Source organism: Streptomyces naganishii JCM 4654 (genome assembly GCF_014650575.1).
Lineage (GTDB): Bacteria > Actinomycetota > Actinomycetes > Streptomycetales > Streptomycetaceae > Streptomyces > Streptomyces naganishii.
In genome coordinates this window covers 142,570-168,183 of sequence record NZ_BMVF01000006.1, presented here as the reverse complement: position 1 = coordinate 168,183, position 25,614 = coordinate 142,570, and the positions used below count along the sequence as shown (strand labels likewise).

Here is a 25,614-nt window from a genome sequence, read left to right as displayed (position 1 = left end):
CAGGAGGCAGGAATCCACGTGGGTGCTCCTCGGGTACGGGACGGCGGACGATGTGCCGACCCGAGTCTTGCCGCCCCCGCTGACGGCGGGCTGACGGCTGGCTGACCGGCTCCGCGGCCCGCCCGGCAAGGGCGCGGGAGGTCGCCCGGCGGCCGGCCCCGTGATCCCCGAGGTGCCCCGCCGGGAGCCGCACGGTCCAGTCAGCCAGCCGTCAGCCCGCCGTCAGGGGCCGCCCGCAGACTTGCCGCAGCGCGCCGCGCCGCGCACCCGGCCGGCCCGCTGAGGGCCGCCCCGCGGCGGTCGGCGACCGATCCACCTACTGGAAAGGCGGACCCCCCTCATGAGCACCACCTACGACAGGCTGGTCGACCTGATGGCCGACCACTTCGCGGTGGACCGCGCGGCGATCCGGCCCGACGTCACCTTCGAAGAGCTCGAGATGGACTCGCTGTTCCTCGTGGAGCTGCTCCTTGCCATCCAGTCCGAGTTCGGGGTGCGGATCAGCGAGGACGCGGCGGTCCCGACGGACACCGTCGCGCACGCGGTCGAACTCGTCGACGGCGAGATCGCGGCCACGGCGTCATGACCCACCGGGCTCTCGACCCCGCCACCGACGGCACCGGCTCCTCCTCCGGTCCCGCCACCGCCCTCGCCGTGACCGGTGTCGGTCTGGTGACCGCGGCCGGCATCGGCGTCGACGCCTCCTGGGAGGGCGTGTGCCGGGGCGACTCGGCGGGCGCCCGGGACGACCGGCTCGCCGGGCTGCCCGTGGACATCGCCTGCGGGGTCCCCGGCCTGGACCCGGTGCGGCACGTGGGGCGGCGGAGCCCGCTCACGCAGGACCGCTTCGTGCAGCTGGCCGTCGTCGCCGCGCGGGAGGCCGTCGCCGACTCCGGTCTCGACCCGAAGACCTGGGACGGCGCCCGGGTGGGCGTGGTCGTGGGCTGTGGTCTGGGCGGGGTGTCGACGTGGGAGGCGCAGCACTCCCGGCTGCTGGAGCTGGGCGCGGACCAGGTGTCCGCGCTGCTGGTGCCGATGCTGGTGCCCAACATGGCCGCCGGGCACCTGGCGATGGACCTGGGCGCCACCGGTCCCAACCTGGTCACCGCGACCGCCTGCGCCTCGGGCGGCACCGCGATCGGCACCGCGGCCGGGCTGTTGCGCGACGGCAGTTGCGACGTGGTGGTCGCGGGTGGCAGCGAGGCCGGGGTGAGCCCGCTGATGGTGACCGGCTTCACCCGGATGGGCGCGCTGTCCCGGCGCGTCGACGAACCGGCCGCGGCGTCCCGCCCGTTCGACGCCGACCGGGACGGTTTCGTCATCGGCGAGGGCAGCGGCATGCTCGTACTGGAGCGCGCGCGGGACGCGGCGGCACGCGGCGCGCGGGTCCGGGCGCGCCTGGCGGGCTACGGCGCGTCGGCGGACGCGTACCACCTGACGGCGCCCGACCCGAAGGGCGCCGGGGCGCTGCGCGCGATGCGCGCCGCCCTCGCGCAGGCCGGCGTCGGCGGCGACGAGGTGGACCACGTGAACGCGCACGGCACCTCGACCCGGCTCAACGACGCGGTGGAGGCCTCGGTGCTGCGCGGTCTGCTGGGCGACCGGGCGACCGTCACCTCCGCCAAGGGCGTCCTGGGCCACACCCTCGGCGCGGCCGGCGCCATCGAGGCCGCGCTGACCGTGCTGTCCGTGGAGCGTTCGACGGTGCCGCCGACCGCGAACCTGCGGCGGCCGGACCCGGCGGTCGACCTGGACGTCGTCGCAGGTACTCCGCGTGAGCAGAAGGTGGAGGTGGCGATGAGCAACTCCTTCGGCTTCGGCGGGCAGAACGCGGTCCTTGTCTTCACCGCCGCCTGAGCCCACCCTCGGCACACACCCAACTGCCGTCATCTCACCGGAAGAAGCTGTCACGTGACCGGACGCACTCTCCTCTTGCAGCGCATCGTCGGCGCCCTGTACATCCTGGCGGGCATCGGGAAGTTCTTCCCGCAGCTGGAGTCGGTGAAAAAGCGCCTCGACGACGCGGCGAAGGCCAACCACGGCACCGTGATGTCCGGCTTCACCGACTGGCTGGACCGCCACCCCACGGGCGTGATGTGGTTCGTCGCCCTGGCCATGGTGTCCGCCGGGGTCGCCATGCTGTGGAACCGCCGGCCGCTCGTGATCGCCGCGCTCTACGGCCAGTTGCTGATGCTCGTGATGTTCGTGCTGATCCTCGTCGGCAGCGTGCCCCAGATCCTGGGTCTGGACGCCGCGTTCTTCGCCGCCGCCATCTTCCTCATCTACCGGTACCACTCGTCCGGCGGCCGTGCCCCCGCCGCGCCGGCGGGTCCGAGCTACGAAGCCGGGTGACACTCCCATGCCCTTCGCCATCCCCGTCCGCGAACTCGAGGCCCTCGAGGACGCGGTCACCGAAGCCCTGCGCACGGCCGACGACCGCGCACTCACCGTGCTCGGCTACGGCGAGGTGACGCTCGTCCTGCGGCTCGACACCGCGCACGGCTCGTTCGCCTGCAAGCGTCTGCCCGTCTTTCCCACCCGCGAGCGGTTCGAGCGGCACCAGCGGCTGGTCGACGACTACATCACCCGCCTGGAGAAGGGCGGCATGAAGGTCGCCGAGACCGTGCCATGGCACCGCGCGCTGCCCTCCGGCAAGGTCGTGGCGTACTGCGTGCAGCAGGCGCTCCCGGCGGAGCGGCTGTGCTCCCGCCTGCTGCACACTGCCGGCGACGACTGGCGCGAGGGGTTCTTCGAGCGGCTCCTGGACCGGATCGAGGGCGCCATGATGCCGCGTCTCGGCCTGGACGGGCAGGCCGCCAACTGGATCGACACCGGCGGCGAGCTCGTCTACGTCGACGTGACCACACCGCTCATACGCGACGAGCGGGACCGCGAACTCCTGGACGTGCCGCTGTTCTTCACCTCGCTGCCCTGGCTGCTGCGGGACGTGGTCAGGGTGTCCATGACCAAGTCGATCTTCGACAAGTTCTACGAACCGCGCGGCGTCGTACTGGACTTCCTCGGCAACCTGCACAAGGAGCGCCTGGGCCACCTGGTCCCCCGCTTCATCGAGCAGGCCAACACCCGGCTGGACAAGCCGTTCACCGCCGAGGAGGTGAGGGCGTACTACCGCGACGACGCCCGGATGTGGGAGCTCATCCAGCGGTTGCGCAAGGCGGACCGCTTCGTCCACCGCAAGGTGCTGCGCCGCCCGTACCCGTTCCTGCTGCCGCCCGATGTCGCCCGCTGAGGCGGCGCCGGCGGCGCCACGCCTCCCGCTCCCCGCCGCCGACGGCATCGGTGACCGGGTGCTGTTCGACCCGTCGCGGCCGCTGTACGTCACCCATCTCGCGCCGCCGGCCGAGCGGCTCACCCTCGCCGTGGTGTCCATCCGCCGGCTGCGCGCCTTGACGCCCGCCCAGCTCGACGGCATGACGGGCCGTCATTTCACCGCCTCCGAGGACGCGTACGCCCGGTCGCTGCCCGCACCCCGGCGGCGTTACGACTGGCTGGCCGGGCGACTGGCGCTCAAGCACGCCGTCGCCGCCCACCAGCGCCGTTACCGGGGCATCGCGCTGGAGCCGCCCGAGGTCGGCGTCCGCACGGTGACCCGCGGCATCCAGGCGGGCAAACCGGTGGTGGACGCGCCGCTGGAGGTGGGGCTGTCCCACGCGGGTGACTTCGCCGTCGCCGTGTGCGGCCCGCACGCGATCGGCGTCGACCTCGAGTACGACCGCCGTATCCCGCCGCTTCTGGCGCAACTGCTCGCCGCGGACCACGACCCGGCCGCGGTGTCGCCGGACGCCCGCCGCCTGCGGGCCATGCCGCTCGCGCTGCGCTGGGCGTGCAAGGAGGCGGTGCTCAAACACTACGGCTTCGGGCTGCGCGTCGACGCCCGCGAGGTGGCGCTGACCGGCTGGCGCCCCGACGGCGGCTTCACCTGGCGGCCCGGTGGCGGACTGCTGCGTCACGCCCCCGCGGCGGACACCCGACCGCCCGCGGGCTGGGCCCGCCGGCTGCAGGGCCACTTCCTGGCCCTCGTATGGACGTGACGCCTGCCCGCCGATCCCCTGTCCGCCCGACACCGCAGGAGCGACCGACGTGACGATCCCCGAGGCAGCCGGAACGCCGGCACCGGACGGCGGGCCGCCGGCCCGCGCGCACAGTTTCCCGGAGGTGCTCGGCGAGGCGGCGCTGACGGCCGTGCTGAGCCCCTCCTCGCACAACTGCCAGCCGTGGGCGCTCACCCGGGTGGTGACGCCCGGGGCCCGGCGCGCGGCCGCGGCGCTGGTGGGGCAGGACGCGCCCGAGTACCTGGTGCTGGGCCTGGACCGCCGGCACCAGCTGGTGGCGCTGCCCGCGCACGCCGTCGAGATGGAGCTCAGCTGTGGCGTGTACTGGCGTCTTCTGCTGCGCGGCCTGGCCGCCGGGGGCTGGACCGCCTCGGCCGTACGCGTCCTTCAGGACGGTGAGGGAGACGAACTCCGCCCGAAAGCACGGGAGTTCTGGACCCCGCTGTGCGTGGCGGCCCTGCGCCCCGGGCCGCCGTCCGGCGAACGGCCGGCCGAGCTCCACGCGACGGGCCTCGCCCGGCGCACCCACCGGGGCCCCTACCGGCCCGAGCCGCTCGCCGCGGAACTGCTGCGGGACCTGGAGGAGGACCCGCCTACGGGCCCGTACGAGGCGGACGAGCCGGCGGTGACCGTCCGTCACCTGACCCGGCCGGAGGAGCTGCGTGACTTCGCCTCCTTCGTGGCCCGTTGGGCCGGGCGCGACTTCGCCCATCGTCGAGCCTGGCGGGAGACGCACTCGTACGTGCGCTTCAGCGCCGGGGCCGCCGCGGAGCGGGGCGACGGCTTCACCCTGGACCAGCTCTTCGGCCCGCTGTCGGGACCCCGCCGGCTGGTGATGCGCGGTGCGCTGGCACCGGCGGCCATGGCCGTCCTCGGCCCGGTCGGATACCACCGGCTGCTGGCCGCCGGTCTGGCGGACCTGGTGCGGCACAGTCCCGCGGTGGTGACCATGGGCCTGCCCGGGGCCGAGCCGGGACGCGGCGCCCTGCTGCGGGGCGGGGCGCGCCTGGCCGACTACTGGTGGCGGGCGACGCGGCTCGGTCTGTCGCTGCATCCGATCAGCGTCGTCATCCAGCACGACGATCTGAGGGAGCTGCTGCGCCGCCGGCTCGGGCTGCCGGGGCGGACCTTCTTCGTCGCCAGGCTCGGCGTGCCGGCCGGACCGGCCGCCCCGCGTTCGCACCGGCGGATCACCGAGGCCCTGTACGAGACGGTGTGAATCCCAATTACCAGGCAGTAGTTGAAGCGGGAATATTCAAGTTGCAGCAAGCATGAGAACGGGGTCGCACCGCGGGGGAATCCCGATGGGTCAAGTTTTCGCCACGAACGACGTCCCGAAAGACCGCACACCCGTGCTAGCTTGAGGACATGAGGCCAATCGGGGGATTCTCACGAGAAGTTGACCGATTCTTCACCACAGAGCAGCCCTGGAGTACCGACCGCAAAACGGCACCCCGCCTTCCCCACCGGAGCGCCCAGGCATGACGACCCGCACCCTGGTGTGCTGCGACCGCCTCATCATGGGTGAGGGAATACGGGCACTGCTGGAGCAGCACAGCCTGAAAGTCCAGGTGGAGACGACCGTACGCAGCGCCGTCAACGCCGCCGCGGAGATGGGGCCGGATGTGCTCATCGTCGTCGCCCCGCTGCTGACCATGGACGACTCGGTCGAGCTGACCCAACTCGCGCGGCTGAGCAGGGTCGTCCTGCTGGCCAAGCCGGAGAACACCCACCGCGCGTTCGAAGCGCTTCACCTCGGGGTGCGCGCGGTGTTGTCGGCGGAGATATCGGTCGAGGAATTGGTGCACGTCGTCCGAACCGTCACCGAAGTCAATGTCATGATCGTCCCGGAAGAGGCGCGAAAAGGCCTGGAGCAATTCCGGCGGGAAGAGACGCCGAACCGCATCCCGTACGGACTGACGCCCCGGGAAACGGAGGTGATGCGGCTCCTCTCCAGGGGCGAGTCGAACGCCACAATCGCCAAGCGGCTGTCGGTGTCGAGCACCACCGTCAGGTCCCATGTCCACCACGTGCTGCGCAAGCTGGGCGCGTCGACGCGCGCCCAGGCGGTCGCCATCGCCTACGAGTCGGGGCTCATGCGGACGGACGCCCGGTAGCCGGGTCCGATGCGGCTGCCGCACACCTCCTCGACGACCGAGGCCATCGACTCGAAGTCCGTGACCAGCGCCTGGAAGGCCTCGGACTTCATGTCCTCGGCGAAGTCGTCCAGACCGCTGACCGTGATCACCTCGAAGTAGTGGAAGGGCGCCTGCGCTTCCGCCGTCGCCGCGGCCACCCGCTGCACGCTGAACGCCCGCACGCTGGGCAGCAGCGGGCAGGTCGCGTAGTCGACGTTCTGCACCCAGGATTCGAAGCGCGCGGGGTCGACCCCGTCGTGCAGGCGGATGCGGTGCGTGATGATGTCCATGGAACCTGTGCTCCCGGTCCGGTCGTGGGTCTCAGCGGTCTCGACGGTCTCAACGGCGGCGGCGCGGGCGCCGGGCTCCCAGACCCAGTGCCCGCGCGACGTTGTTCTTCTGGATCTCGTTGGTGCCGGAGAAGATCCGCGCGGGCAGCGCGTCCCGCAGCAGCAGCTCGGCCTCTCCGTCCAGTACGCCCAGTGCGCCCCGCAACTGCACCGCGTCCAGGCCGAGTTGGACGGCCGCCTCACTCACCGCGACCTTGGCCAGGGCCGGGCCGATCTCGTCCGCAGTGCCGTCCGCCAGGGCCTGCGCCGCCCGGTAGAGCAACAGGCGGGCCGCCTCGTAGCGCCCCAGCATGTCGACGATGCGGTGGCTGACCGCCTGGAAGCCGCCGATGGGGGTGCCGAACTGCTCACGCTGTCGGGCGTGTTCGACCGTGGACTCCAGCACCCGGCGCATCGCCCCGAGATAGGCGGCGAACAGGCAGGTACGTTCCCACTTCATCGACGCGGAGAAGACGCCCGCTCCGGAGCCCTCCGTGCCCAGCACCGACTCCGCCGGCACCACGCAGTCCTCCAGGTGGACGTCGGCCGTCGGTGAACCGCGCAGCCCCACCTTGTCGTAGGGGCGCCCCACGGTCAGCCCCGGGGTGCCGGCCCGCACCAGGAACGTCGTCAGGCCGAAGAAGCCGCCCTCGGGCGCGGTGGCCGCCTGGACCACGAACAGGTCGGCCACGGGCGCGTTGGTGGTGAAGCACTTGGTGCCGTTGAGCACGTAGGTGTCGCCCTGCCGCCGCGCGCGGGTACGCAGCCGCAGGGCGTCCGAGCCCGCCTCCGGTTCGGTGACGGCGTGCGCCGCGATCGCCTCGCCGGAGGCGAGGGCGGGCAGCCACTCCTTCTTCTGCGCCTCGGTGCCGAACTCGACGACCGGCATGACGCCGGCGAACAGATGCGCCGCGACGGAGAAGGCGAAGCCCGTGTCGGAACAGCCGTAGCCCAGCGCCTCCATGGCGGCGGCCGCGGCCACCGCGTCGAGCCCGCTGCCACCGTGTTCGTCCGGCACGGTGGTGCCGACCAGGCCCTGCTTGCCCGCGAGCCGCCAACGCCGCCGGAAGTCGGCGCCGTCGTCGTCGAGGGAGGCGAAGTCCCGCGGTGGGTCCAGTTCGCGACGGGCGAACCGCACGACCATGTCGCGCATGTCCTCGGTCTCGGCGTCGAAGTCGAAGTTCATCGCGTTCCGTCCGTGTCTTCCTCGATCAGGAGGTGGTAGTTGATGCCGCCGGTGCCGAACGAGCTGACACCGGCGCGGCGCGGGCCGCCCCGCCGCGCGGGCCACGGCGCGGCCTCGGTGGCCACCCGGGCCGGTATCGCGTCCAGGACCGGCGCCAGGTCGGGGCTGAGGGTGGTGAGGTTGACGCTGGGCGGCAGGGTCGCGTGCCGCACGGCTTGCAGCGCCCGCAGCAGCCCGGCGGCGCCCGCGGCGGCGAAGGTGTGGCCCAGGAAGGACTTCGCGGTCCCGATGTGCAGGGGCGCGCCGCGCCGGCCGGTGCCGTACACCTCGGCGGCCGCGGCGATCTCGACCCGGTCGCCCAGCCGGGTGCCGGTGCCGTGGGCCTCCAGGTAGTCCACCTCGGCCGGGTCGAAGTCCACCTGGTCGAAGGCCTGCCGTACGGCCCTGGCCTGGCCCTCCACGTCCGGGGCGATCAGGGACCTGGCGTCGTTGGCCGCGCCGACCGCCCGTACCACCCCGAACACCCGGTCGCCCGCCCGGCGGGCGTCCGTGAGCCGCTTGAGCAGGAACAGGGCGCATCCGTCGCCCGGCGTGAAGCCGTCGGCGGCCGCGTCGAAGGGGGTGATCCGCTCGTGCGAGAGCAGACCGAGCGAGGCGCACAGCACCAGGTCACGTGGGTTGCACGGCAGTTCGACCCCGCCGGCGATCGCGTAGTCGGCGCTGCCGGACCGCAGCCGGTTGACGGCGACGTCCAGGGCGGCCAGGGAGGACGCGCAGGCGGCCTCGACCGCCACCGGTACGGCGTCCAGGCCGTGCTCGTTGGCCAGCAGGGCGGCGGTGCCACTGGCGAGGCAGCCGTCGAGCGCGGTCGGTACGTCCACGGACCCGGGCTCCCCGAAGCGCTCCCGCACCAGTTTGAGCAGAGCGCGCAGCGCGTCCGGCGGCAGCCCGCCGAGCGCGCCGAGCCCGCGTACGTCGGCCTCCAGGTCGTCGAGACAGAGACCGGTGTGCAACCGCCTCTCCAGGGAGAGGCCGAGGTTGCTGCCCACGGCGACGACTCCGGTGCCCTCCAGCGCGCTCGGCACACGCCCGTACCGGGCGAACACCTCGGCGGCCACGGTCAGTCCGAGCCGCTGCGCCGGGTCCATGCCGGCGAACCGGTCGGGTGCGACGCGCAGCCCCTCGGGCGCCTGTGCCGGAACGGCCACCGGTGCCCCCAGATCGGTGTAGCTGCGCCCCAGCCGCATGGCACCCGGCGAGTGGTACACCTCCCGGTCGAACAACTCCCTCGGCAGCGGCCCGATCCGGTCCCGTCCCGACAGCATGACCCGCCAGAAGCCGTCCGCGTCGTCAGCCCCCGCGAAACGGCCGCCGAAACCGACGACGGCGATCGGCTCGGGACCGGGCCGGACACCGGTCCCGAAGCCGGTCCCGAAACCCGGGCCAGTGCCGGGGGCGACGTCAGGACCGGTGCCGGAACCCGGGCCGGTGCCGGGGACGACATCGGAGCCCGGCCCGGCTTGGACGGCAATGCGCACGGGCCCCCCGGAGCACCCGGGGACAGGATCACCCCCGGCCGCCGCCCGGCCGGCGCCCGTCCCTCCATGGGTCCCGCCACCCGGTCCGCCACCCGGCCCTCCGCCCGGCCCGCCGACGGCGGTGCGCGCGGCTCCGGACGCGGCTCCGGGGCCGGAGGAATCCGCCTCGCCGCCGGAAGACGGCCGCCGGTCCCGGGCCTCCCCCGCGGTCCCCTCCCGGAGGAGGACGTAGGCGACCGTGCCGGTCAGGGAGGCGGCGGCGACCGCCGCGTGACGGGGGGCGCCGTCGGATGACGGGTTCCAGCGCTCGGGGGCGGCCGGGTGGCGGAACGGGGCCTGCGGCACGGGCAGCCGCGCCGCGCCGTGCCCGGTCCTCAGCGGGGGGAGGACGCGGTGGTGGAGCGCCAGGGCCGCCTTCGTGATGCTGGCGAGTCCGGCGTTGGCGAAGGTGTGCCCCAGCCGGTCCCGGGCGCTGCCCAGCGCCACGGTGCCTTCCGGCGCTCCGGCGTGCAGTGCGGCCAGGGCCTCGTGTTCGGCCCGGCTCTCCGCGGCGACCCCGTATCCGGCGCACTCCACGTACCCGACCGACGCCGTGGGCACGCCCGTGGCGCGGTGGGCCGCCTGCGCGGCCTGCCGGCGGTGTGCGGCCGCGGTGGGGTAGCGGAAGGGGCCTGGCCGGGCGTCGTGCCCCAGCACGCAGTCGAGGACGGCGGCGTAGATCCGGTCGCCGTCCCGTCGGGCGGTCGACTCGCGCTTGAGCAGCAGCGCGCCGAGCCCCTCGGCCGGCGCGGAGCCGCCCGCGTCCCCGGCGTCGAGCCGGGTCTCCTCGGCCAGGAGCCCCTTCGCGGCCAGCGCCCGGGGCAGGAGGCGGCCCTCGGCGCGCTGACCCACCACCGCCAGCACGGCGTCGGCCAGCCCGGCCCGCAGCACGTCGACGGCGTGCGCGAGGGCCCAGTACGACGTCGCGTCCGCGGACTCGACGGCGAGGGTGCGGCCGCGCAGCTTGAACGCGGCCGCGATGCGGGCCGGGATCGTACTGGCCATCTCGCCGACCCGGTCGTGCGGGGAAGCGCCGAGCCTGCGCGTCAGGACGGCGTTGAGCTCACGTTCCGCCTCCGGCCCGTCCAGGACGGCCGTCGTGCCCCTCCCGTCCCCCGGCCCCTCCAGGCCGGTCACGCTTTTCAGCTCCTCCACCGCGACCGCCAGATCCCGGGCGTACCGGGCGCCGTCGACGCGCAGGGCGTTGGCGTACTGCCGGTCGAGCCCGAGGCAGGTGCCCACGACGACGTCGGTATGGTCGGGCAGCCGGCCGCCCTCGACGCCGGTGCCGGCGTCCGCGAGGCACTGCCGGGCGGCCTCCAGCATGAGCAGTTGCAGCCGTGCCATGGAACGGGCCTGCGCGGGCGGAACGCCGAACCGGGCCACGTCGACGTCGACGTCGTCCAGCAAGGACACACTGCCCGTCGAGGTGTCCCGGCCGGGCCGGGCCGGGGGCGGTGCGTCGGTGGTCAGCAGGTCCCAGAGTTCGGTCAGTCCACGTGCGTGCGGGTAGAGGGCGGACATGCCCACGATGGCGATCGGTTCGGCGGGGCTCGGTGCCGGGCCGGCGTGCATGAGGCGACTCCTCGTTGCTGTGTCCGGATGCCGCTGCGGGCCGTCAGGCGTAGAGCAGGCCGCTGTCGGCCTGGTCCGCCTGGTCCTGCGTCGCGCGCCGGAGCGCGGCCGGCTGCTTCAGGCGGGGGTCCTGCGCCAGGATCTCGGCGTGCCGCCGCCGCAGCCGGACGCCGGGCTGGATGCCGAGTTCGTCGTCCAGCCGCTTGCGGGCCCGCTGGTAGGACTCCAGCGCGTCGCCCTGCCGCCCGGCCCGGTACAGCGCGATCATGAGCAGCTCGCAGAACCGTTCACGCAGCGGGTACTGGGCCACCAGTTGCTGAAGCCGCGCGATGGCCTGGGCCTCCCCGCCCAGCAGCAGCGTGGCGCTCAGCAGGTCCTCCAGGGCGGCCAGCCGGCGTTCCTCGAACAGTGCCGCCGCCCCCCGGCACCGCGGCCCCTCCCCCGCGTCGATCAGGGCGGGTCCGCGCCACAGGCCGAGTCCGGCCTCGAGCAGTTCCACGGCCCGCCGGGGCTCCGAGGGCACGGCGGCGGCTCCCTGCGAGACGAGCCGCAGGAACCTGTTGCCGTCCACCCGGTCGGGCTCGACGGTCAGCAGGTATCCGCCCGGCACCGACCGCAGGACGCCGCCGTGCTGTCCGCCGCCGGCCTGTCCGGGCGACGCCAGCACCTTGCGCGCACGGGTGGCGTGCGCCTGCAGTGCGTTGAGGACGTTGTCCGGCGGATTAGCCGCCCACAGTTCGTCCACCAGGTCCGCGTGCGAGACGGCCCGGCCCGCGTCGAGCGCGAGCGTCGCCACGAGCGTACGGACCTTGGCCGCCCGGATCGCGCCGCTCTCGCGCGGCATGGTCAGCGAAACGGGCCCCAGTATGTTGATCTCCACACTTCCCCCGAAGTTGCGCATGTTCGCGGCGGACCGGTACCGCCGACCGGACCGGCCGTCCAGCGGCTTGCTTGCGTGCTCGCGGACCGCCGGCCCTGCCGGCCGCTGCCGCTACCTGCCGCATGAGACGGACCCGTGTGCGGCGTCCGTGTCTTGAATCCACCGTCGTTGGCAGCCCCATCCTGGCAAGGACGGCCGGAGGCGTCATCCACCGAACGGTCTGATTGAAGACTCAACACGCGTAGCGTCCGGCCGCCCCGGGCCGTGCGGGCGTTGAGGCCCGGCGGAACGGATCTCAGCACTCCTCACCGAACGCGGCACGCGCCACCCGCCCATGTACCGAGCGGGACCTCAACGTTCCGCCCACCCCACCCGCGCTTTCGCGTACGCCGGCGGGCCGCTCATTTGCGTAAATGATTCCGTCTGTCCGCACGGCCCGCGGCGGTGGTGGCCGAAACGTCCCGCACGGCGCCCCGGGCTCCCTCACCGGACCGGTCGCCCGGCCCGAGAGGGTCAGCCGCTACGTTGGAAGGCCGGGAAACGGGCATTGGAGGGTCCCCGGGAAAGTCCGGAACGGCGAGACACCTGCATGATGGTCTCCGGCGGCCCACGACCGGGCCGCGACCGTTGCCCGCCGGCCGAGCCGAGAGAGAGATATGAGCAGGACGCGTACGCAGGTCACAAGGCCTGTGGGGAGTGTGGTGTAGCGCCGTGCACATCGTCATCATGGGCTGCGGGAGAGTGGGTTCCGCTCTCGCCCAGACCCTGGAGCAGCAGGGGCACACGGTCGCCGTGATCGACCAGGACCCGACCGCCTTCCGCCGACTGGGCCCCGGGTTCGGGGGCCGCCGGGTCACCGGCGTCGGCTTCGACCAGGACACCCTGCGCGAGGCGGGCATCGAGGAGGCGGGCGCCTTCGCCGCCGTCTCCAGCGGCGACAACTCGAACATCATCTCGGCGCGCGTGGCCCGCGAGATGTTCGGCGTGCAGAACGTCGCGGCCCGCATCTACGATCCGCGCCGCGCCGAGGTCTACCAGCGCCTGGGGATCCCGACCGTGGCCACGGTCCGCTGGACCGCCGACCAGATGCTGCGCCGGCTGCTGCCTTCGGGCGCCGAGCCGCTGTGGCGCGACCCGACCGGCGGGGTGCAGCTCGCCGAGGTGCACGCCTCGCCCCGGTGGGTGGGGCACAAGATCAGCACGTTGCAGGAGGAGACGGGCGTCCGGGTGGCGTTCCTGACCCGCCTCGGTGAGGCGATGCTGCCGTCCTCGCAGACGGTGCTGCAGGAGGGCGACCTCGTGCACGTGATGATGCGGACGGACGACGTGGAGAAGGTCGAGGCGGCGTTCGCCGAGGGCCCCGAAGAGGAGAGCGGTCACTGATGAGGGTCGCCATTGCCGGTGCCGGCGCGGTCGGGCGCTCGATCGCGGGCGAGTTGCTGGAGAACGGCCACGAGGTCCTGCTCGTGGACAAGGCGCCGACCGCCATCTCGGTCGAGCGCGTCCCGCAGGCGGAGTGGCTGCTGGCCGACGCCTGCGAGATCACGTCCCTGGACGAGGCGGCGCTGCAGCGCTGCAACGTGGTGATCGCCGCGACCGGGGACGACAAGGTCAACCTCGTCGTCTCGCTGCTGGCGAAGACGGAGTACGGCGTTCCGCGCGTCGTGGCCCGGGTGAACAACCCGAAGAACGAGTGGCTGTTCAACGAGTCGTGGGGCGTGGACGTCGCCGTGTCCACCCCGCGTCTGATGTCGGCCCTGGTCGAGGAGGCGGTGAGCGTCGGCGACCTGGTCCGCCTGCTGCGCTTCAGCCACGGCGACGCGAACCTGGTGGAGCTGACGCTGCCCGAGGAGTCGGCGCTGGCCGGCACGCAGGTCGGGGACGTGCAGTGGCCGGAGGACACCTCCCTGGTCACCATCATCCGCGGCACCCGCGTCCTCACCCCGTCCCAGGAGGACTCCCTGGAGCCGGGCGACGAGCTCCTCTTCGTCGCCGCCCAGGCCCGTGAGGGCCAGCTGGAGGACCTGCTCTCGGTCCGCCGCGAGGACAGGGAGGGCTGAGGCCCCGGCCCATCGGCAGTACGGCGACGGGGGCCGCCGGGACATCCCGGCGGCCCCCGTCGCGTTGCCGTCGGGCGCTAGCGGCGGTGGCGGCCCGGGGCCGGGCGGGCGGGGGTTTCCCCCTGCTCGGCCGCCAGGGCGGCGCGGCGCTCCTCCTCGGCCTTCTCCTCCGCCTCCATCTCCGCGAAGACATCGATCGGCGCGGGCGCCTTCGCCAGGAAGACCCAGGTCAGCCAGACCGCCAGCAGGAAGGGCGGGATCTTCAGGGTGACCAGGACCCAGCCGAGCTGGGTGGTGTCGGCCCACCAGTACAGCGGGAAGAGGATCGCGCACTTGGCGAGCAGGATCAGGCCCCAGGCCCAGCTGGCCTTCGCGTAGGCCTTCTTGCGGCCCGGGTTGCGGGTGCGCCAGGAGAGGTTCTCCTTGAAGACCGGGCCGAGGATCAGGCCGATCAGCGGGACCCCGGCGAGGGTGGTCACGATGTACGCCAGCGCCAGGCCCAGCGTGTAGAGCATGCCGGGCAGGTAAAAGTCCTTGGCGTTGCCGGTCATCATCGCGAAGACCACGCCGAAGACGACGCCGAAGACGCCGCTGAAGGCGTGCTTGACGGTGTCCCGCATGACCAGGCGCACCACTACCAGCACCAGGGAGACGGCCAGCGCGGCGATCGCGGACCAGTGCAGGTCCTTGTTGATCGTGAAGATGGTGACGAAGAGGAGACCGGGCAGCACCGTCTCGACCATGCCCCGGACCCCGCCGAACGCCTCGAAAAGCGCGGCCTCCGTCACCGCCCTGGCCTCGTCGGCGGTCGTCTCTTCGGTCGGCTTGTCGAGTGACGTCACGGGCTACTCCCGTCCGAGGGGTCGCAGTTCGTACTTGGGGTTGAACAGCACCCGGCGGCCCCGGCTCATCGAGATCCGGCCCGATGCGATCAGCTTGCGCCCCGGTTCTATCCCCACGATGGAGCGCCTGCCGAGCCACACCACGTCCAGGGCGGCCGAGCCGTCGAACAGCTCCGCCTCCAGGGCCGGGACTCCGGCACGCGGACGGAGGGTGACCGTGCGCAAGGTACCAGTAACCGTGACGATCTGCCGGTCGTGGCAGTCACCGATACGGGTACAGCCCGCGGTCTCGGCGTCCTCCCGCAGCTCCTCGGACTCCAGGTCCTCCTGCGACGAGGAGAGCCGGTCGAGCATGCGCCGGAACCGGCCCACCGGCTTTTCGGAACGAGGAACAGCACTCATATCTGAAGCGTACCGGGGCCTGCCGACAGCACCGTAACCGCGCTCACTTCTCGAAGCGGTAGCCCATCCCGGGCTCGGTGAGGAAGTGCTCGGGGTGCGAGGGATCCGCCTCCAGCTTCCGCCGCAGCTGCGCCATGTACACCCGCAGGTAGTTCGTCTCCGTGCCGTACGACGGCCCCCACACCTCCTGGAGCAGCTGCTTCTGGCTGACCAGCCGCCCGGTGTTGCGCACCAGCACCTCCAGCAGGTGCCACTCGGTGGGCGTCAGCCGCACGTCCTTGCCGCCCCGGTTGACCTTCTTGGCGGCCAGGTCGACGGTGAACCCCTCGGTCTCCACCGTCGTCACGTCGTCCTCCCCCGGCCCGAAGGGCTCGAGGCGGCGCACGGCGGCGCGCAGCCGGGCCAGCAGCTCGTCCATGCCGAAGGGCTTGGTGACGTAGTCGTCGGCGCCCGCGTCCAGCGCCTGCACCTTCTCGTCGGAGGAGTGCCGTGCCGAGAGCACCAGGATCGGCACCCGGGTCCAGCCGCGCAGGCCCCTGATCACCTCGACGCCGTCCATGTCGGGCAGGCCCAGGTCGAGGACGACGACGTCGGGGTGGCGGGAGGCGGCGAGGTCGAGGGCGGTGCGGCCGTCGGCCGCGGCGTCGACCTCGTACTTGCGTGCCTTGAGGTTGATCACGAGGGCGCGCACGATCTGCGGCTCGTCGTCGACCACCAGCACCCGGGTCATGAGGCCTGCCTTTCGGGATGTACGGGCCGTCCGGCCCACTCGGGACCGCCGGGGCTCGGCGTTCCGGTGCGCGTGCCGGCGGCGCGCAGGGTCAGCACCATGGTGAGGCCGCCGCCGGGGGTGTCCTCGGCGTTCAGCGTGCCGCCCATGGCCTCGGCGAAGCCGCGCGCCACCGCGAGGCCGAGGCCGACGCCCGCGCCGCGCGGAGCGTCGCCGTGCCGCTGGAAGGGTTCGAAGATACGGTCCTTGGCCTCGTCCGGGACGCCCGGCCCCCGGTCGACGACCCGCACCTCCACCCGGCCGGCCATCGCGCTGGCGGAGACCAGCACCGGCTCTCCGGGCGGGCTGTACTTCACGGCGTTCTCCACGATGTTGGCCATGGCCCGCTCCAGCAGGCCCGCGTCCACCGCGACCATGGGCAGGGTCTCGGGCACGTCGAGGTCCACGCTGTCCTCGGGCACGCCGCCCAGCGCCATCGGCACCACTTCGTCGAGGTCGATGCCGCGGATGAGCGGGGTGACGGTGCCGGTCTGCAGGCGGGACATGTCGAGCAGGTTGCCCACCAGGTGGTCGAGCCGGTCGGCGCCCTCCTCGATGCCCTCCAGCAGCTCCGCCCGGTCCTGTTCGGACCACTCGACGTCCCCGGACCTGAGCGAGGAGACGGCCGCCTTGATCCCGGCGAGGGGGGTGCGCAGGTCGTGGCTGACGGCGGCGAGCAGGGCGGTGCGGATGCGGTTGCCCTCGGCCAGGGCGCGGGCCCGGTCGGCCTCCTCCTGGAGGCGGCGGCGGTCGAGTACGACGGCAGCCTGGGCGGCGAAGGCGGCGAGCACGCGCCGGTCGGAGGCGGGCAGCACCCGGCCGGTCAGGGCCAGCGCCATGTGGTCGCCGACCGGCATGTCCACGTCGGCGTCCTCGGGGCGTTCGAGGGGCCGGCCGGTGCCGACGCGGCCGGCGCAGGTCCACGGGTCCACGTCGCTCTGCCGTTCCAGCAGGGCCACCGACTCCATGCCGAAGGTCTCGCGCACCCGCTCCAGCAGCGCCTCGAGGCTGGTCTCGCCGCGCAGGACGCTGCCGGCGAGGAAGGAGAGTATCTCCGCCTCGGCGCGCAGCCGGGCCGCCTGGTGGGTGCGGCGGGCGGCCAGGTCGACCACGGACGCCACGGACACGGCGACGCCGACGAAGATCACGATGGCGACGATGTTCTTGGGGTCGGCGATGGTGAGCCGGTGCAGGGGCGGTGTGTAGAAGTAGTTCAGCAGGAAGGAGCCCACGGCCGCCGAGGCGAGCGCCGGGAGCAGACCGCCGAGCAGCGCCGCCGCCACCGTCAGGGTGAGGAACAGCAGCATGTCGTTGGCCAGGCCGAGGTCCACGGTGTTCAGCAGCAGCGCGAGCACCACCGGGCCGAGCAGCGCCACGACCCAGCCCCAGGCGATCCTGGCCCGCCCGAGCCGCGCGCCGCGGGCCACGGGCAGTCCGCGCCCCTTGGCGACCTCGCCGTGGGTGACGATGTGCACGTCGAGGTCGGGGCCCGACTCGCGGGCGACGGTGGCGCCGACGCCGGGCCCGAAGACGTACTGCCAGCTCTTGCGGCGCGAGGAGCCCAGCACGATCTGGGTGGCGTTCACGCCGCGCGCGAAGTCCAGCAGGGCGGCGGGTATGTCGTCGCCGACCACGTGGTGGAAGGTGCCGCCGAGGTCCTCGACGAGGGTGCGCTGGACGGCCAGCTCCTTCGGGGAGGCGCCGGTCAGGCCGTCGCTGCGGGCGATGTAGACGGCCATCACCTCGCCGCCGGCGCCCTTCTCGGCCAGGCGGGCGGCCCGGCGTATCAGGGTGCGGCCCTCGGGTCCGCCGGTCAGTCCGACCACGATCCGCTCGCGGGAGCCCCAGATGCGCGAGACCCGGTGCTCGCTGCGGTACCGCTGGAGGTGCTCGTCGACCCGGTCGGCCACCCACAGCAGGGCCAGCTCGCGCAGTGCGGTGAGGTTGCCGGGGCGGAAGTAGTTGGACAGGGCCGCGTCGACCTTGTCGGGCTGGTAGATGTTGCCGTGCGCCATGCGGCGGCGCAGCGCCTCCGGGGACATGTCGACCAGCTCGATCTGGTCGGCCCGGCGCACCACTTCGTCCGGTACGGTCTCGCGCTGCCGTACGCCCGTGATGGACTCGACGACGTCGCCGAGGGACTCCAGGTGCTGGATGTTGACCGTGGAGACGACGTCGATGCCGGCCGCGAGCAGTTCCGCCACGTCCTGCCAGCGCTTGGCGTTGCGGGAGCCGGGGACGTTGGTGTGGGCGAGGTCGTCCACCAGGGCGACGGCGGGGGCCCGGCGCAGTACGGCGTCGACGTCCATCTCGGTGAGGCTGCCGCCGCGGTGCTCCAGGCGGCGGCGCGGCACCTGCTCCAGGCCGTGCAGCATCACCTCGGTGCGGGGGCGGTCGTGGTGCTCCACGAACGCGACGACGCAGTCGGTGCCGCGCTCCACCCGGCGGTGCGCCTCGGCGAGCATGGCGCAGGTCTTGCCGACGCCCGGTGCCGCACCGAGGTAGATCCGAAGCTTGCCGCGTCCCATGGCCCCATTGTCTTCCCGTGACACTCGCCTGCGCCGCGTCGACCTTACGGCCATTGATCCAGACATAGGGGATCCTGCGAAGCCGGAGGGACGTCTTTGACGCGACCCTGACGCGACGCCACCCGTGCCGCTCGGCGGCGCGTCAGTGCTCGGTCACCTCACCGTCGCGCAGTTCCAGGACGCGGTCGGCGAGGTCCAGGAGGGCCGCGTCGTGGGTGGCGACCAGGGCGGTGACCCGGCGGCTGTGGACGACGGCGCGCAGGAGTTCCATCACGGCCAGGCCGGTCTCGGCGTCCAGCTGGCCGGTCGGCTCGTCGGCGATGAGGAGCACCGGGTCGTTGGCGAGCGCGCGGGCGATGGCCACGCGCTGCTGCTGGCCACCGGAGAGCTCTCCGGGCCGCTGCCGCGCGTGGTCGGCGAGGCCGACCAGGGAGAGCAGCAGCCCGACGCGCTCCTCCCGCTCGCGCGGGTCGGCGCGGCGCAGCCGCATCGGCACCCCGACGTTCTCCGCGGCCGTGAGGATCGGCAGCAGGCCGAAGGACTGGAAGACGAACCCCACGCGGTCCCGGCGCAGCGCGAGGAGCCCGTCCTCGCCGAGCGCGCCGAGGTCGCTGCCGTCGACGTGCACGCTGCCCCGGTCCGGCTGGTCCAGTCCGCCGACGATGTTGAGCAGCGTTGTCTTGCCGGAGCCCGAGCGGCCCTTGAGGGCGACGAGCTCGCCGCGCGGCACCTCGAAGGAGACCCCGCGCAGGGCGTGCACGGCGGCCGCGCCCTGCCCGTAGGACTTGTGGACGTTCTCCACCCGCACCATCGTCTCGGTGACGACCTGGCTCATGCGCCCTCCCCCGTCGCTGTCCCCCGTGGACCGGGCGCCAGTATCACCACCCGTGCCGGTCCCCTCAACCTCCTCGTGGCGCAGGGCCGCACCCCGAGGGGTGCGGCCCTGCGCCACGAGTGCCGATCGCCCGCCGCTCAGCGGACCTCGGTGATCTCCGGGCCACGCTGGAGCTGGCCCATGCCGCCGGCGAAGCGGGACTGGCCCTCGTCCTGCTGGACGCCCTCGGGCACCATCTGGGCGTCGTTGGGCAGCTTCAGGACGATCGGGTCGCGGGGCGCCATCGGGCCCTCGCCGCGGACCACGACCGTGTCCCGGAAGATCTGCTCGAGCAGCCCGGCCGCCTGCGGCTGCACCGCGCCCTGGCCCGAGATCACGCCCCGCAGGAACCAGCGGGGGCCGTCCACACCGACGAACCGCACGACCTGGAAACCGCCCGTGCCGTCCGGCAGCTGCACCGGCACCTGGGCGCGCAGCTCCCAGCCCAGCGGCCCCTCGACCTCGTCGACGATGCCGCCCTGCTGCGTGATGCCGGTGGCGATCTCCTCGCGCACCTCGCCCCAGATGCCCTCGCGCTTGGGCGCGGCGAAGGCCTGGAGCTGGACCGCGCTGTCCCCCAGGACGACGGTCGCCGCGACGATCGCGTCGCCCGCGACCTCCACCCGCAGCTCCATGCCGTCCACACCGGGCACGAAAAGCCCGCCGAGGTCCACGCGGCCCTCGGCCGGGTCGCGCACCTCGGAGCCGTCCCAGGGGCCGTCGGGCCGCGGTTCGGGCTCGAGCCTCACCCGCTCGTGCCCGACCTCTTCGTCCGCCTCGGTGTCGACGCTGTCGACGACCTGCTCGGCCTCGCCGGCCGCGTCCTCGGCGGCACCCTTCTTCTTGCGACGTCCGAACACGTCACTGTCCTTCCCGGTCGGATACGACCGAAGCGTATCGATTCCCACCCGCCTGGCCGCTCATGGCGGCCCGACCGCTTGTGCCGCTCCCGCCGTCCACCGCGGCGTGGCCACCGGTGGACCCGAAGCCCCCCTCGGCCCGCGCCGAGCCGGGAAGCTCCGCCACCTCCTGGAAGCGGACCCTCTCGACCTGCTGGACGACCAGTTGGGCAATCCGGTCGAAGCGCTCGAACCGCACGCACTCGCGCGGGTCGAGATTCACCACGATCACCTTGATCTCCCCACGGTACCCGGCATCAACCGTCCCCGGGGCATTCACGAGGGCGACACCGCAGCGGGCGGCGAGGCCGGAACGTGGGTGCACGAAGGCCGCGTACCCCTCGGGGAGCGCCACAGACACCCCCGTGGGCAGCACGGCGCGTTCCCCGGGCGCGAGTTCGCAGGCCACGGTGGTCCGCAGATCGGCGCCCGCGTCGCCGGGGTGCTCGTACGCCGGAAGCGGTACGTCCGGATCGACGCGCCGGATCAGCACGTCCAGGAGCCCGCGCCTCTGGGCGCCCGCGGAGTCGTCGGAGCGGTCCCGGCTCACGGGGCCCGCGGAGTCGTCGGGGCGGTTCCGGCTCACGGGTTCACCTCGAAGGCGCGGGCGCGCCGGATCTGGTCCGGGTCGCTCATGGCCGCCTTGATCTCCTCCGGCCGGCCGTGGTTCACGAAGTGGTCGACCTGGACCTCGATGAACAGGGCCTCGGCACGGACGGCGACCGGCCCCTCGGGGCCGCCGACGCGTCCGGTGGCCCGCGAGTAGATCTTCCGCCCGGCCACCGCGGTGACCTCGGCCTCCAAGTACAGGGTCGTGCCGACCGGCACCGGCCGCACGAAGTCGGTCTCCAGCCGGCCGGTCACCGCGATCGTGCGCAGCAGCCAGTTCAGCGAGCCAAGGGTCTCGTCCAGGGCGGTCGCGAGGACCCCGCCGTGCGCGAGGCCGGGCGCGCCCTGGTGGGCGGGCTGCACGGTGAACTCGGCGGTGATGCTGACGCCCTCTCCGGCGCGGGCCTGGAGGTGCAGGCCGTGCGGCTGCTCACCCCCGCAGCCGAAACACTCGCCGTAGTGCGCGCCGAGGAGCTCGCCGGGCGCGGGGGCGTCGGGGTGCCGTACGGGTGTCACGGCGTCGGCGGGGGGCTGAAGAGCTGCGGAACTACCACTCACAGGCGCAGACCTTACCCGCGCGTCCGGGGATCGCGGGCACCGTGCCAAGCTAGCTTCATGCAGCTCTCCGCCCAGCCCTACGAGGAACGTCTGACCGCGCCCCGCTCCTGGTGGCTGATCAGCTTCCTGATCGGTGTCTCCTTCGCCCTGATCCTGCTGCCCTTCGGCACCCTGCCGATGCTCGGCGGCCTGGTCGGCGGCACCGCGGCCGCGGCCGTGGTGGCGAGCTCGTACGGCTCGGTGCGCATCCGCGTGGTGGGCGGCCTGCTGCTGGCCGGCGAGGCGAAGGTCCCGGTGACGGCGCTGGGCGCGGCGGAGATCCTGGACGCCGAGGAGGCGCGCGCCTGGCGCACCTACAAGGCGGACACGCGCGCGTTCCTGCTGCTGCGCGCCTACATCCCGACCGCGCTGCGCGTGGAGGTCACCGACCCGGAGGACCCGACGCCGTACCTGTACCTGTCGACGCGGGACCCGGAGCGGCTGGCGGCGGCCCTGCGGGAGGCCCGGCAGGCGGCGGCGCCCGGAGCCGCGTGACGGCCGTCGTACGGGCCCCTCATGGCCCGTACGAGTGACGCCTCACCGTCCGGGTTCGTCGCGCGGCGGGACGTCGGTGACGTCCTCCAACCGCAGGGGGTCCTCGGGGGCGTCCAGGGGCGGCAGCGCGGGCAGTTCGTCCCAGGGCACCTGGATCTTGCGCAGGTCCGCGCGGACGCGGGCCGCGAGTCTCCTGGTGTCGCGCCGGTTCAGGGTGGCGCCGACCGCGGCGCCCACCAGGAACGGCATCACTTTGGGCAGGCCCCGCACGGTCCGCTTCATGATCTGCTGGCGCAGCTGCCGCTTCATGCGGCCGCCCAGGGCCGCGTCGACGGTCGACGGCTTCGTCACGTCGATCCCGCGCTCTCCCGACCACGAGGTCAGGTACACGGTGCTGCGGGCCTTGATTCCTCCGGGGGGCCGCACCCCGTACACCTCGTGGAGCTCGGCGATCAGCTTGAGCTCGATCGCCGCCACGCCGGTGATCTCCGCGGCCAGTTCGGTCGGCATCGCGGGCGGCACCGGCAGCATGGCCGCCGCGCCGATCCCCGCCCCGACCGTGGACGTCCCGGCCGCCGCGCCGGCCACCAGCTTGTCGGCGAGCTGTTCCGGGTCCAGGCCCGGGAACTGCCGCCTCAGGGCGGCGAGGTCGCGCACCGGGATACGGGGGGCGATGTCGATGATCCGGTCGGTGACGTAGCCCAGTCCGGACTTCAGGCGCACCCGGCCGTGGCGCAGTCCGTCGCGGGCCGCCTGCCCGGCCTTGTCCCGGATCGCCGCCCGCCGGGTGCCGGACGGCCGGGTGCCGGGTGCGGGGGTTGCCGCCGGGGCGGCGGAGTCACCGCGCCCGGACAGCGGTTCGAGCGAGGCCGATCCCGACGGTCCGGTGGTGCCGGACGCACGGGATCGGCCTCGCTCGGGGTCACGCGCGCCGTGGGAGCCGTGGGACGGCTCCGGGTCCGCTTTCCCACGCGGGAAGCGGCGCTTCCAGGGAGGGGTCGAGCCAGTCACGGCCGACCCGCCCTCAGTCGCAGTCGCGGCAGATCGGCTGACCGTTCTTCTCCCGGGCCAGCTGGCTGCGGTGGTGCACCAGGAAGCAGCTCATGCAAGTGAACTCGTCCTGCTGCTTGGGCAGTACCCGGACGGCCAGCTCCTCATTGGAGAGGTCGGCCCCGGGCAGCTCCAGGCCTTCGGCGGCCTCGAACTCGTCGACGTCCACGGCGGAGGTCGACTTGTCGTTCCGCCTGGCCTTGAGCTCTTCCAGGCTGTCCGAGTCGACGTCGTCGTCGGTCTTGCGTGGGGTGTCGTAATCGGTTGCCATGTCGCTCTCCCCCTCTGGGTGTCTGCGGTGTCTCCAGCGCACGTAACGCGTGAGAGGCCGGACTTGTGCCCGACCCGAGGCGGAGATTTTGCCTCACATCAAGGTCTGTTACTCAATCGACACCCAACCGCACTCCTCAAGAGTGATCGGCTTGGATGGCGATCGGGACCGTACACGGTCCGAATGTCGCACTTCAAAGCGGTCTCACCGTGTACTTCCCGTGATCAGGACCCCCGAAAACCCGGATTTTCCCGGCTTTTCGGCGACCCTCATGATCACAGAGCGTGGATGTCCGGAAAACCGCCCATGTGATCGATCACACACGGGGAACCCCGGAAAGGCCCCGAGGTATTCCGCCCAAAGCGAACATCCCCGTGTGTCGGCTCCCTGGCGGGCGCCATGCTCTCAGATCGGCAGCGTGACTCGCATCACCAGGCCACCCCCCTCGCGCGGCTGGGCGGAGATGTGCCCGCCGTGCGCCCGCGCCACGGAACGCGCGATGGACAGGCCGAGGCCCACGCCCTTGTCGCTGCCCGTGCGCTCGGTCCGCAGCCGCCGGAACGGCTCGAACAGGTTGTCGATCTCATACGCCGGGACGACCGGCCCGGTGTTGGTGACGACGAGGACCGCCTGCCCGTGCTGCACATCCGTGGTGACCTCCACCCAGCCGTCCTCTGGCACGTTGTAGCGCACCGCGTTCTGCGCGAGGTTCAGGGCGATCCGCTCCAGCAGCACGCCGTTGCCCTGGACCACGGCGGGCTTGCGCTCGCCGCGGATCTTGACGCCCTTGGCCTCGGCCTCGGCGTGCACCTGGTCGACGGCCTGCGAGGCGACCTCCGCGAGGTCCACCGGCTTGCGCTCGACGATCTGGTTGTCGCTGCGGGCGAGCAGCAGCAGGCCCTCCACCAGCTGCTCGCTGCGCTCGTTGGTGGCCAGCAGGGTCCTGCCGAGCTGCTGGAAGTCCACGTGCGCCTGCGGGTCCGACAGGTGGACCTCCAGCAGCGTGCGGTTGATGGCCAGCGGCGTGCGCAGCTCGTGCGAGGCGTTGCCCACGAAGCGCTGCTGGGCCGTGAACGCGCGCTGGAGGCGGTCCAGCATCTCGTCGAAGGTGTCCGCGAGCTCCTTCAGCTCGTCGTCCGGGCCGTCCAGCTCGATCCGCCGGGACAGGTCCGAGCCGGCCACCGCGCGCGCGGTGCGGGTGATCCGGCCCAGCGGGGACAGGACGCGGCCCGCCATCGCGTAGCCGAACGCGAAGGCGATCACGGCGAGGCCCAGCAGGGCCAGCAGCGAGCGGCTGAGCAGGTCGTCCAGGGCGTGCTGGCGCTGCTGGTTCACGCACTGGTTCATCGCGTGGTTGAGGTCGGACGCCGTCGTCTGCGTGGGGAAGTTGCAGACGTCGCTCTGGACCTGACCCGAGATGATCTTGAAGGGCAGCTCGCTGCCCACGTTCAGCGCGTGGGCGGCGAGCAGGTAGATGATCGACAGCAGCAGGATGCCGGCGATCAGGAACATCCCGCCGTACAGCAGCGTGAGCCGTATCCGGATGGTCGGGCGCAGCCACGGGAAGGGCGGGTCGGGCCTCCTGGGGTCCCAGGTGGGCTTCGGGGGCGCCTGGGGCGGCGCGGGGGTGGCAGCCACGGCGGATCAGATCCGGTAGCCCGAGCCGGGCACGGTGACGATCACCGGCGGCTCGCCCAGCTTGCGGCGCAGGGTCATCACCGTGACGCGCACGACGTTGGTGAACGGGTCCGTGTTCTCGTCCCAGGCCTTCTCCAGCAGCTGCTCCGCGGAGACCACCGCGCCCTCGCTGCGCATGAGGACCTCCAGGACCGCGAACTCCTTCGGCGCCAGCTGGACCTCCCTGCCGTCGCGGAAGACCTCGCGGCGGTTGGGGTCGAGCTTGATGCCGGCGCGCTCCAGGACGGGCGGCAGGGGGACACTGGTGCGCCGGCCCAGCGCGCGCACGCGCGCCGTCAGCTCGCTGAAGGCGAACGGCTTGGGCAGGTAGTCGTCGGCGCCGATCTCCAGGCCCTCCACACGGTCGCTGACGTCGCCGGAGGCGGTGAGCATCAGCACGCGCGTGGGCATGCCCAGCTCGACGATCTTGCGGCAGACGTCGTCGCCGTGCACGAGGGGGAGGTCGCGGTCGAGGACGACCACGTCGTAGTCGTTGACGCCGATGCGCTCCAGGGCGGCCGCACCGTCGTACACGACGTCGACGGCCATGGCCTCCCGGCGCAGTCCGGTGGCCACCGCATCGGCGAGCAGCTGCTCGTCCTCGACGACGAGTACGCGCACGTCGCTTGTCCTTCCTGATGTCCGACCGCGCGTGCCACTCGGGCACACGCGGGCAGGGGTCTTCATGGGTGTGTGCCTCCATCCTGCCCTTTTCGGCCATAAGTCGGCTGTAAGCCGGGGAAACGACGGCCGGGGCCGACAGGAGGAGGAAGGGCGGGCGAA

26 protein-coding genes are annotated in these 25,614 nt (G+C 73.0%); 10 read left to right on the top strand and 16 right to left on the bottom strand.

The window, feature by feature from the left end; genetic code table 11:
- The first annotated feature begins 340 nt into the window (after positions 1–340).
- From IE217_RS13080 to IE217_RS13050, 7 genes are all read left to right on the top strand, one after another.
- Positions 341–586: an acyl carrier protein gene (locus IE217_RS13080; RefSeq protein WP_190177999.1), complete on the top strand. Its 246-nt coding sequence runs from the start codon at positions 341–343 to the stop codon at positions 584–586.
- Entirely contained in the window at positions 583–1,857 is a 1,275-nt protein-coding gene (locus IE217_RS13075; protein ID WP_190177998.1) for a beta-ketoacyl-[acyl-carrier-protein] synthase family protein, read from the top strand. The genes IE217_RS13080 and IE217_RS13075 overlap by 4 nt, the downstream gene beginning before the upstream one ends.
- Positions 1,858–1,911: 54 nt before the next feature.
- A complete protein-coding gene (locus IE217_RS13070; protein WP_190177997.1) occupies positions 1,912–2,352 on the top strand; it encodes a DUF6041 domain-containing protein in 441 nt (146 codons plus the stop codon).
- 7 nt (positions 2,353–2,359) lie between these two features.
- On the top strand, positions 2,360–3,250 hold the full coding sequence (locus IE217_RS13065) for a DUF6206 family protein (RefSeq protein WP_190177996.1): 891 nt from the start codon (positions 2,360–2,362) through the stop codon (positions 3,248–3,250).
- On the top strand, positions 3,237–4,052 hold the full coding sequence (locus IE217_RS13060) for a 4'-phosphopantetheinyl transferase family protein (protein ID WP_190177995.1): 816 nt from the start codon (positions 3,237–3,239) through the stop codon (positions 4,050–4,052). The genes IE217_RS13065 and IE217_RS13060 overlap by 14 nt, the downstream gene beginning before the upstream one ends.
- Before the next feature lie 49 nt (positions 4,053–4,101).
- Positions 4,102–5,292 carry a RedV protein gene (locus IE217_RS13055; RefSeq protein WP_229865251.1) on the top strand — a complete coding sequence of 397 codons (1,191 nt, stop codon included), beginning with the start codon at positions 4,102–4,104 and terminating at the stop codon, positions 5,290–5,292.
- Between the two features lie 262 nt (positions 5,293–5,554).
- Positions 5,555–6,190, top strand: coding sequence for a helix-turn-helix transcriptional regulator (locus tag IE217_RS13050; protein ID WP_190177994.1), 636 nt, complete (start codon positions 5,555–5,557; stop codon positions 6,188–6,190).
- On the opposite strand, the gene IE217_RS13045 is transcribed toward IE217_RS13050, so the two are convergent.
- Genes IE217_RS13045 through IE217_RS13025 form a run of 4 tightly spaced genes read right to left on the bottom strand, consistent with a single transcriptional unit; the run spans position 6,154 to position 11,758 of the window.
- Positions 6,154–6,501, bottom strand: a complete 348-nt coding sequence (locus IE217_RS13045) for a RedY/HapK family protein (protein WP_190177993.1) — start codon at positions 6,499–6,501, stop codon at positions 6,154–6,156. The two genes, IE217_RS13050 and IE217_RS13045, sit on opposite strands and share 37 nt — an antisense overlap.
- 49 nt (positions 6,502–6,550) lie before the next feature.
- Positions 6,551–7,726, bottom strand: coding sequence for an L-prolyl-[peptidyl-carrier protein] dehydrogenase (gene redW, locus IE217_RS13040; RefSeq protein ID WP_190177992.1), 1,176 nt, complete (start codon positions 7,724–7,726; stop codon positions 6,551–6,553).
- On the bottom strand, positions 7,723–10,878 hold the full coding sequence (locus IE217_RS34670; RefSeq protein WP_229865250.1) for a beta-ketoacyl [acyl carrier protein] synthase domain-containing protein: 3,156 nt from the start codon (positions 10,876–10,878) through the stop codon (positions 7,723–7,725). Before IE217_RS34670 ends, redW begins: the two co-directional genes overlap by 4 nt.
- A gap of 43 nt (positions 10,879–10,921) precedes the next feature.
- Positions 10,922–11,758, bottom strand: a complete 837-nt coding sequence (locus IE217_RS13025) for an AfsR/SARP family transcriptional regulator (protein ID WP_229865249.1) — start codon at positions 11,756–11,758, stop codon at positions 10,922–10,924.
- Positions 11,759–12,469: 711 nt separating this feature from the next.
- On the opposite strand from IE217_RS13025, the gene IE217_RS13020 reads away from it, so the two are divergent.
- Both IE217_RS13020 and IE217_RS13015 read left to right on the top strand, forming a co-directional pair.
- On the top strand, positions 12,470–13,141 hold the full coding sequence (locus IE217_RS13020) for a potassium channel family protein (RefSeq protein ID WP_190177990.1): 672 nt from the start codon (positions 12,470–12,472) through the stop codon (positions 13,139–13,141).
- Positions 13,141–13,818: a potassium channel family protein gene (locus IE217_RS13015; protein WP_190177989.1), complete on the top strand. Its 678-nt coding sequence runs from the start codon at positions 13,141–13,143 to the stop codon at positions 13,816–13,818. The genes IE217_RS13020 and IE217_RS13015 overlap by 1 nt, the downstream gene beginning before the upstream one ends.
- Before the next feature lie 77 nt (positions 13,819–13,895).
- On the opposite strand, the gene IE217_RS13010 is transcribed toward IE217_RS13015, so the two are convergent.
- The 8 genes from IE217_RS13010 to IE217_RS12975 form a co-directional block, all read right to left on the bottom strand.
- On the bottom strand, positions 13,896–14,660 hold the full coding sequence (locus tag IE217_RS13010) for a DUF3159 domain-containing protein (protein ID WP_190177988.1): 765 nt from the start codon (positions 14,658–14,660) through the stop codon (positions 13,896–13,898).
- A 3-nt stretch (positions 14,661–14,663) separates the two neighbouring features.
- Complete coding sequence (locus tag IE217_RS13005; protein ID WP_105968602.1) at positions 14,664–15,062, bottom strand: OB-fold nucleic acid binding domain-containing protein; 399 nt, start codon at positions 15,060–15,062, stop codon at positions 14,664–14,666.
- 43 nt (positions 15,063–15,105) lie between these two features.
- On the bottom strand, positions 15,106–15,792 hold the full coding sequence (locus tag IE217_RS13000) for a response regulator (RefSeq protein WP_190177987.1): 687 nt from the start codon (positions 15,790–15,792) through the stop codon (positions 15,106–15,108).
- Positions 15,789–18,359 carry an ATP-binding protein gene (locus IE217_RS12995; protein ID WP_229865248.1) on the bottom strand — a complete coding sequence of 857 codons (2,571 nt, stop codon included), beginning with the start codon at positions 18,357–18,359 and terminating at the stop codon, positions 15,789–15,791. The genes IE217_RS13000 and IE217_RS12995 overlap by 4 nt, the downstream gene beginning before the upstream one ends.
- A 142-nt stretch (positions 18,360–18,501) precedes the next feature.
- Positions 18,502–19,194 (bottom strand): ABC transporter ATP-binding protein, encoded by a 693-nt coding sequence (locus IE217_RS12990; protein ID WP_190177986.1) that lies wholly within the window; start codon positions 19,192–19,194, stop codon positions 18,502–18,504.
- A gap of 137 nt (positions 19,195–19,331) precedes the next feature.
- On the bottom strand, positions 19,332–20,093 hold the full coding sequence (locus IE217_RS12985) for a DUF3710 domain-containing protein (protein ID WP_190177985.1): 762 nt from the start codon (positions 20,091–20,093) through the stop codon (positions 19,332–19,334).
- Position 20,094: 1 nt separating this feature from the next.
- A complete protein-coding gene (dut, locus tag IE217_RS12980; RefSeq protein WP_190178200.1) occupies positions 20,095–20,631 on the bottom strand; it encodes a dUTP diphosphatase in 537 nt (178 codons plus the stop codon).
- An 83-nt stretch (positions 20,632–20,714) separates the two neighbouring features.
- Positions 20,715–21,299, bottom strand: a complete 585-nt coding sequence (locus tag IE217_RS12975) for a PaaI family thioesterase (RefSeq protein WP_190177984.1) — start codon at positions 21,297–21,299, stop codon at positions 20,715–20,717.
- 57 nt (positions 21,300–21,356) lie between these two features.
- Here IE217_RS12975 and IE217_RS12970 point away from each other — a divergent pair, with 57 nt between their 5' ends.
- Positions 21,357–21,833, top strand: coding sequence for a DUF3093 domain-containing protein (locus tag IE217_RS12970; RefSeq protein ID WP_190177983.1), 477 nt, complete (start codon positions 21,357–21,359; stop codon positions 21,831–21,833).
- Positions 21,834–21,875: 42 nt separating this feature from the next.
- On the opposite strand, the gene IE217_RS12965 is transcribed toward IE217_RS12970, so the two are convergent.
- The 4 genes from IE217_RS12965 to IE217_RS12950 form a co-directional block, all read right to left on the bottom strand.
- Complete coding sequence (locus IE217_RS12965) at positions 21,876–22,844, bottom strand: hypothetical protein (RefSeq protein ID WP_190177982.1); 969 nt, start codon at positions 22,842–22,844, stop codon at positions 21,876–21,878.
- A 13-nt stretch (positions 22,845–22,857) separates the two neighbouring features.
- On the bottom strand, positions 22,858–23,154 hold the full coding sequence (locus IE217_RS12960) for a DUF4193 domain-containing protein (RefSeq protein WP_005481602.1): 297 nt from the start codon (positions 23,152–23,154) through the stop codon (positions 22,858–22,860).
- Positions 23,155–23,559: 405 nt separating this feature from the next.
- Positions 23,560–24,792, bottom strand: coding sequence for a sensor histidine kinase (locus IE217_RS12955; RefSeq protein ID WP_190177981.1), 1,233 nt, complete (start codon positions 24,790–24,792; stop codon positions 23,560–23,562).
- 6 nt (positions 24,793–24,798) lie between these two features.
- Positions 24,799–25,452, bottom strand: a complete 654-nt coding sequence (locus tag IE217_RS12950) for a response regulator transcription factor (RefSeq protein WP_028424348.1) — start codon at positions 25,450–25,452, stop codon at positions 24,799–24,801.
- Positions 25,453–25,614: the final 162 nt, after the last annotated feature.

What these genes read in the sequence shown, in the direction of transcription:
- IE217_RS13080 (WP_190177999.1), top strand. Translation starts at nt 341, where the DNA reads ATGAGCACCACCTACGACAGGCTGGTCGACCTGATGGCCGACCACTTC.
- IE217_RS13075 (WP_190177998.1), top strand. Translation starts at nt 583, where the DNA reads ATGACCCACCGGGCTCTCGACCCCGCCACCGACGGCACCGGCTCCTCC.
- IE217_RS13065 (WP_190177996.1), top strand. Translation starts at nt 2,360, where the DNA reads ATGCCCTTCGCCATCCCCGTCCGCGAACTCGAGGCCCTCGAGGACGCG.
- IE217_RS13060 (WP_190177995.1), top strand. Translation starts at nt 3,237, where the DNA reads ATGTCGCCCGCTGAGGCGGCGCCGGCGGCGCCACGCCTCCCGCTCCCC.
- IE217_RS13050 (WP_190177994.1), top strand. Translation starts at nt 5,555, where the DNA reads ATGACGACCCGCACCCTGGTGTGCTGCGACCGCCTCATCATGGGTGAG.
- IE217_RS13045 (WP_190177993.1), bottom strand. Translation starts at nt 6,501, where the DNA reads ATGGACATCATCACGCACCGCATCCGCCTGCACGACGGGGTCGACCCC.
- redW (WP_190177992.1), bottom strand. Translation starts at nt 7,726, where the DNA reads ATGAACTTCGACTTCGACGCCGAGACCGAGGACATGCGCGACATGGTC.
- IE217_RS34670 (WP_229865250.1), bottom strand. Translation starts at nt 10,878, where the DNA reads ATGCACGCCGGCCCGGCACCGAGCCCCGCCGAACCGATCGCCATCGTG.
- IE217_RS13015 (WP_190177989.1), top strand. Translation starts at nt 13,141, where the DNA reads ATGAGGGTCGCCATTGCCGGTGCCGGCGCGGTCGGGCGCTCGATCGCG.
- IE217_RS13005 (WP_105968602.1), bottom strand. Translation starts at nt 15,062, where the DNA reads ATGAGTGCTGTTCCTCGTTCCGAAAAGCCGGTGGGCCGGTTCCGGCGC.
- IE217_RS13000 (WP_190177987.1), bottom strand. Translation starts at nt 15,792, where the DNA reads ATGACCCGGGTGCTGGTGGTCGACGACGAGCCGCAGATCGTGCGCGCC.
- IE217_RS12995 (WP_229865248.1), bottom strand. Translation starts at nt 18,359, where the DNA reads ATGGGACGCGGCAAGCTTCGGATCTACCTCGGTGCGGCACCGGGCGTC.
- IE217_RS12990 (WP_190177986.1), bottom strand. Translation starts at nt 19,194, where the DNA reads ATGAGCCAGGTCGTCACCGAGACGATGGTGCGGGTGGAGAACGTCCAC.
- IE217_RS12970 (WP_190177983.1), top strand. Translation starts at nt 21,357, where the DNA reads ATGCAGCTCTCCGCCCAGCCCTACGAGGAACGTCTGACCGCGCCCCGC.
- IE217_RS12960 (WP_005481602.1), bottom strand. Translation starts at nt 23,154, where the DNA reads ATGGCAACCGATTACGACACCCCACGCAAGACCGACGACGACGTCGAC.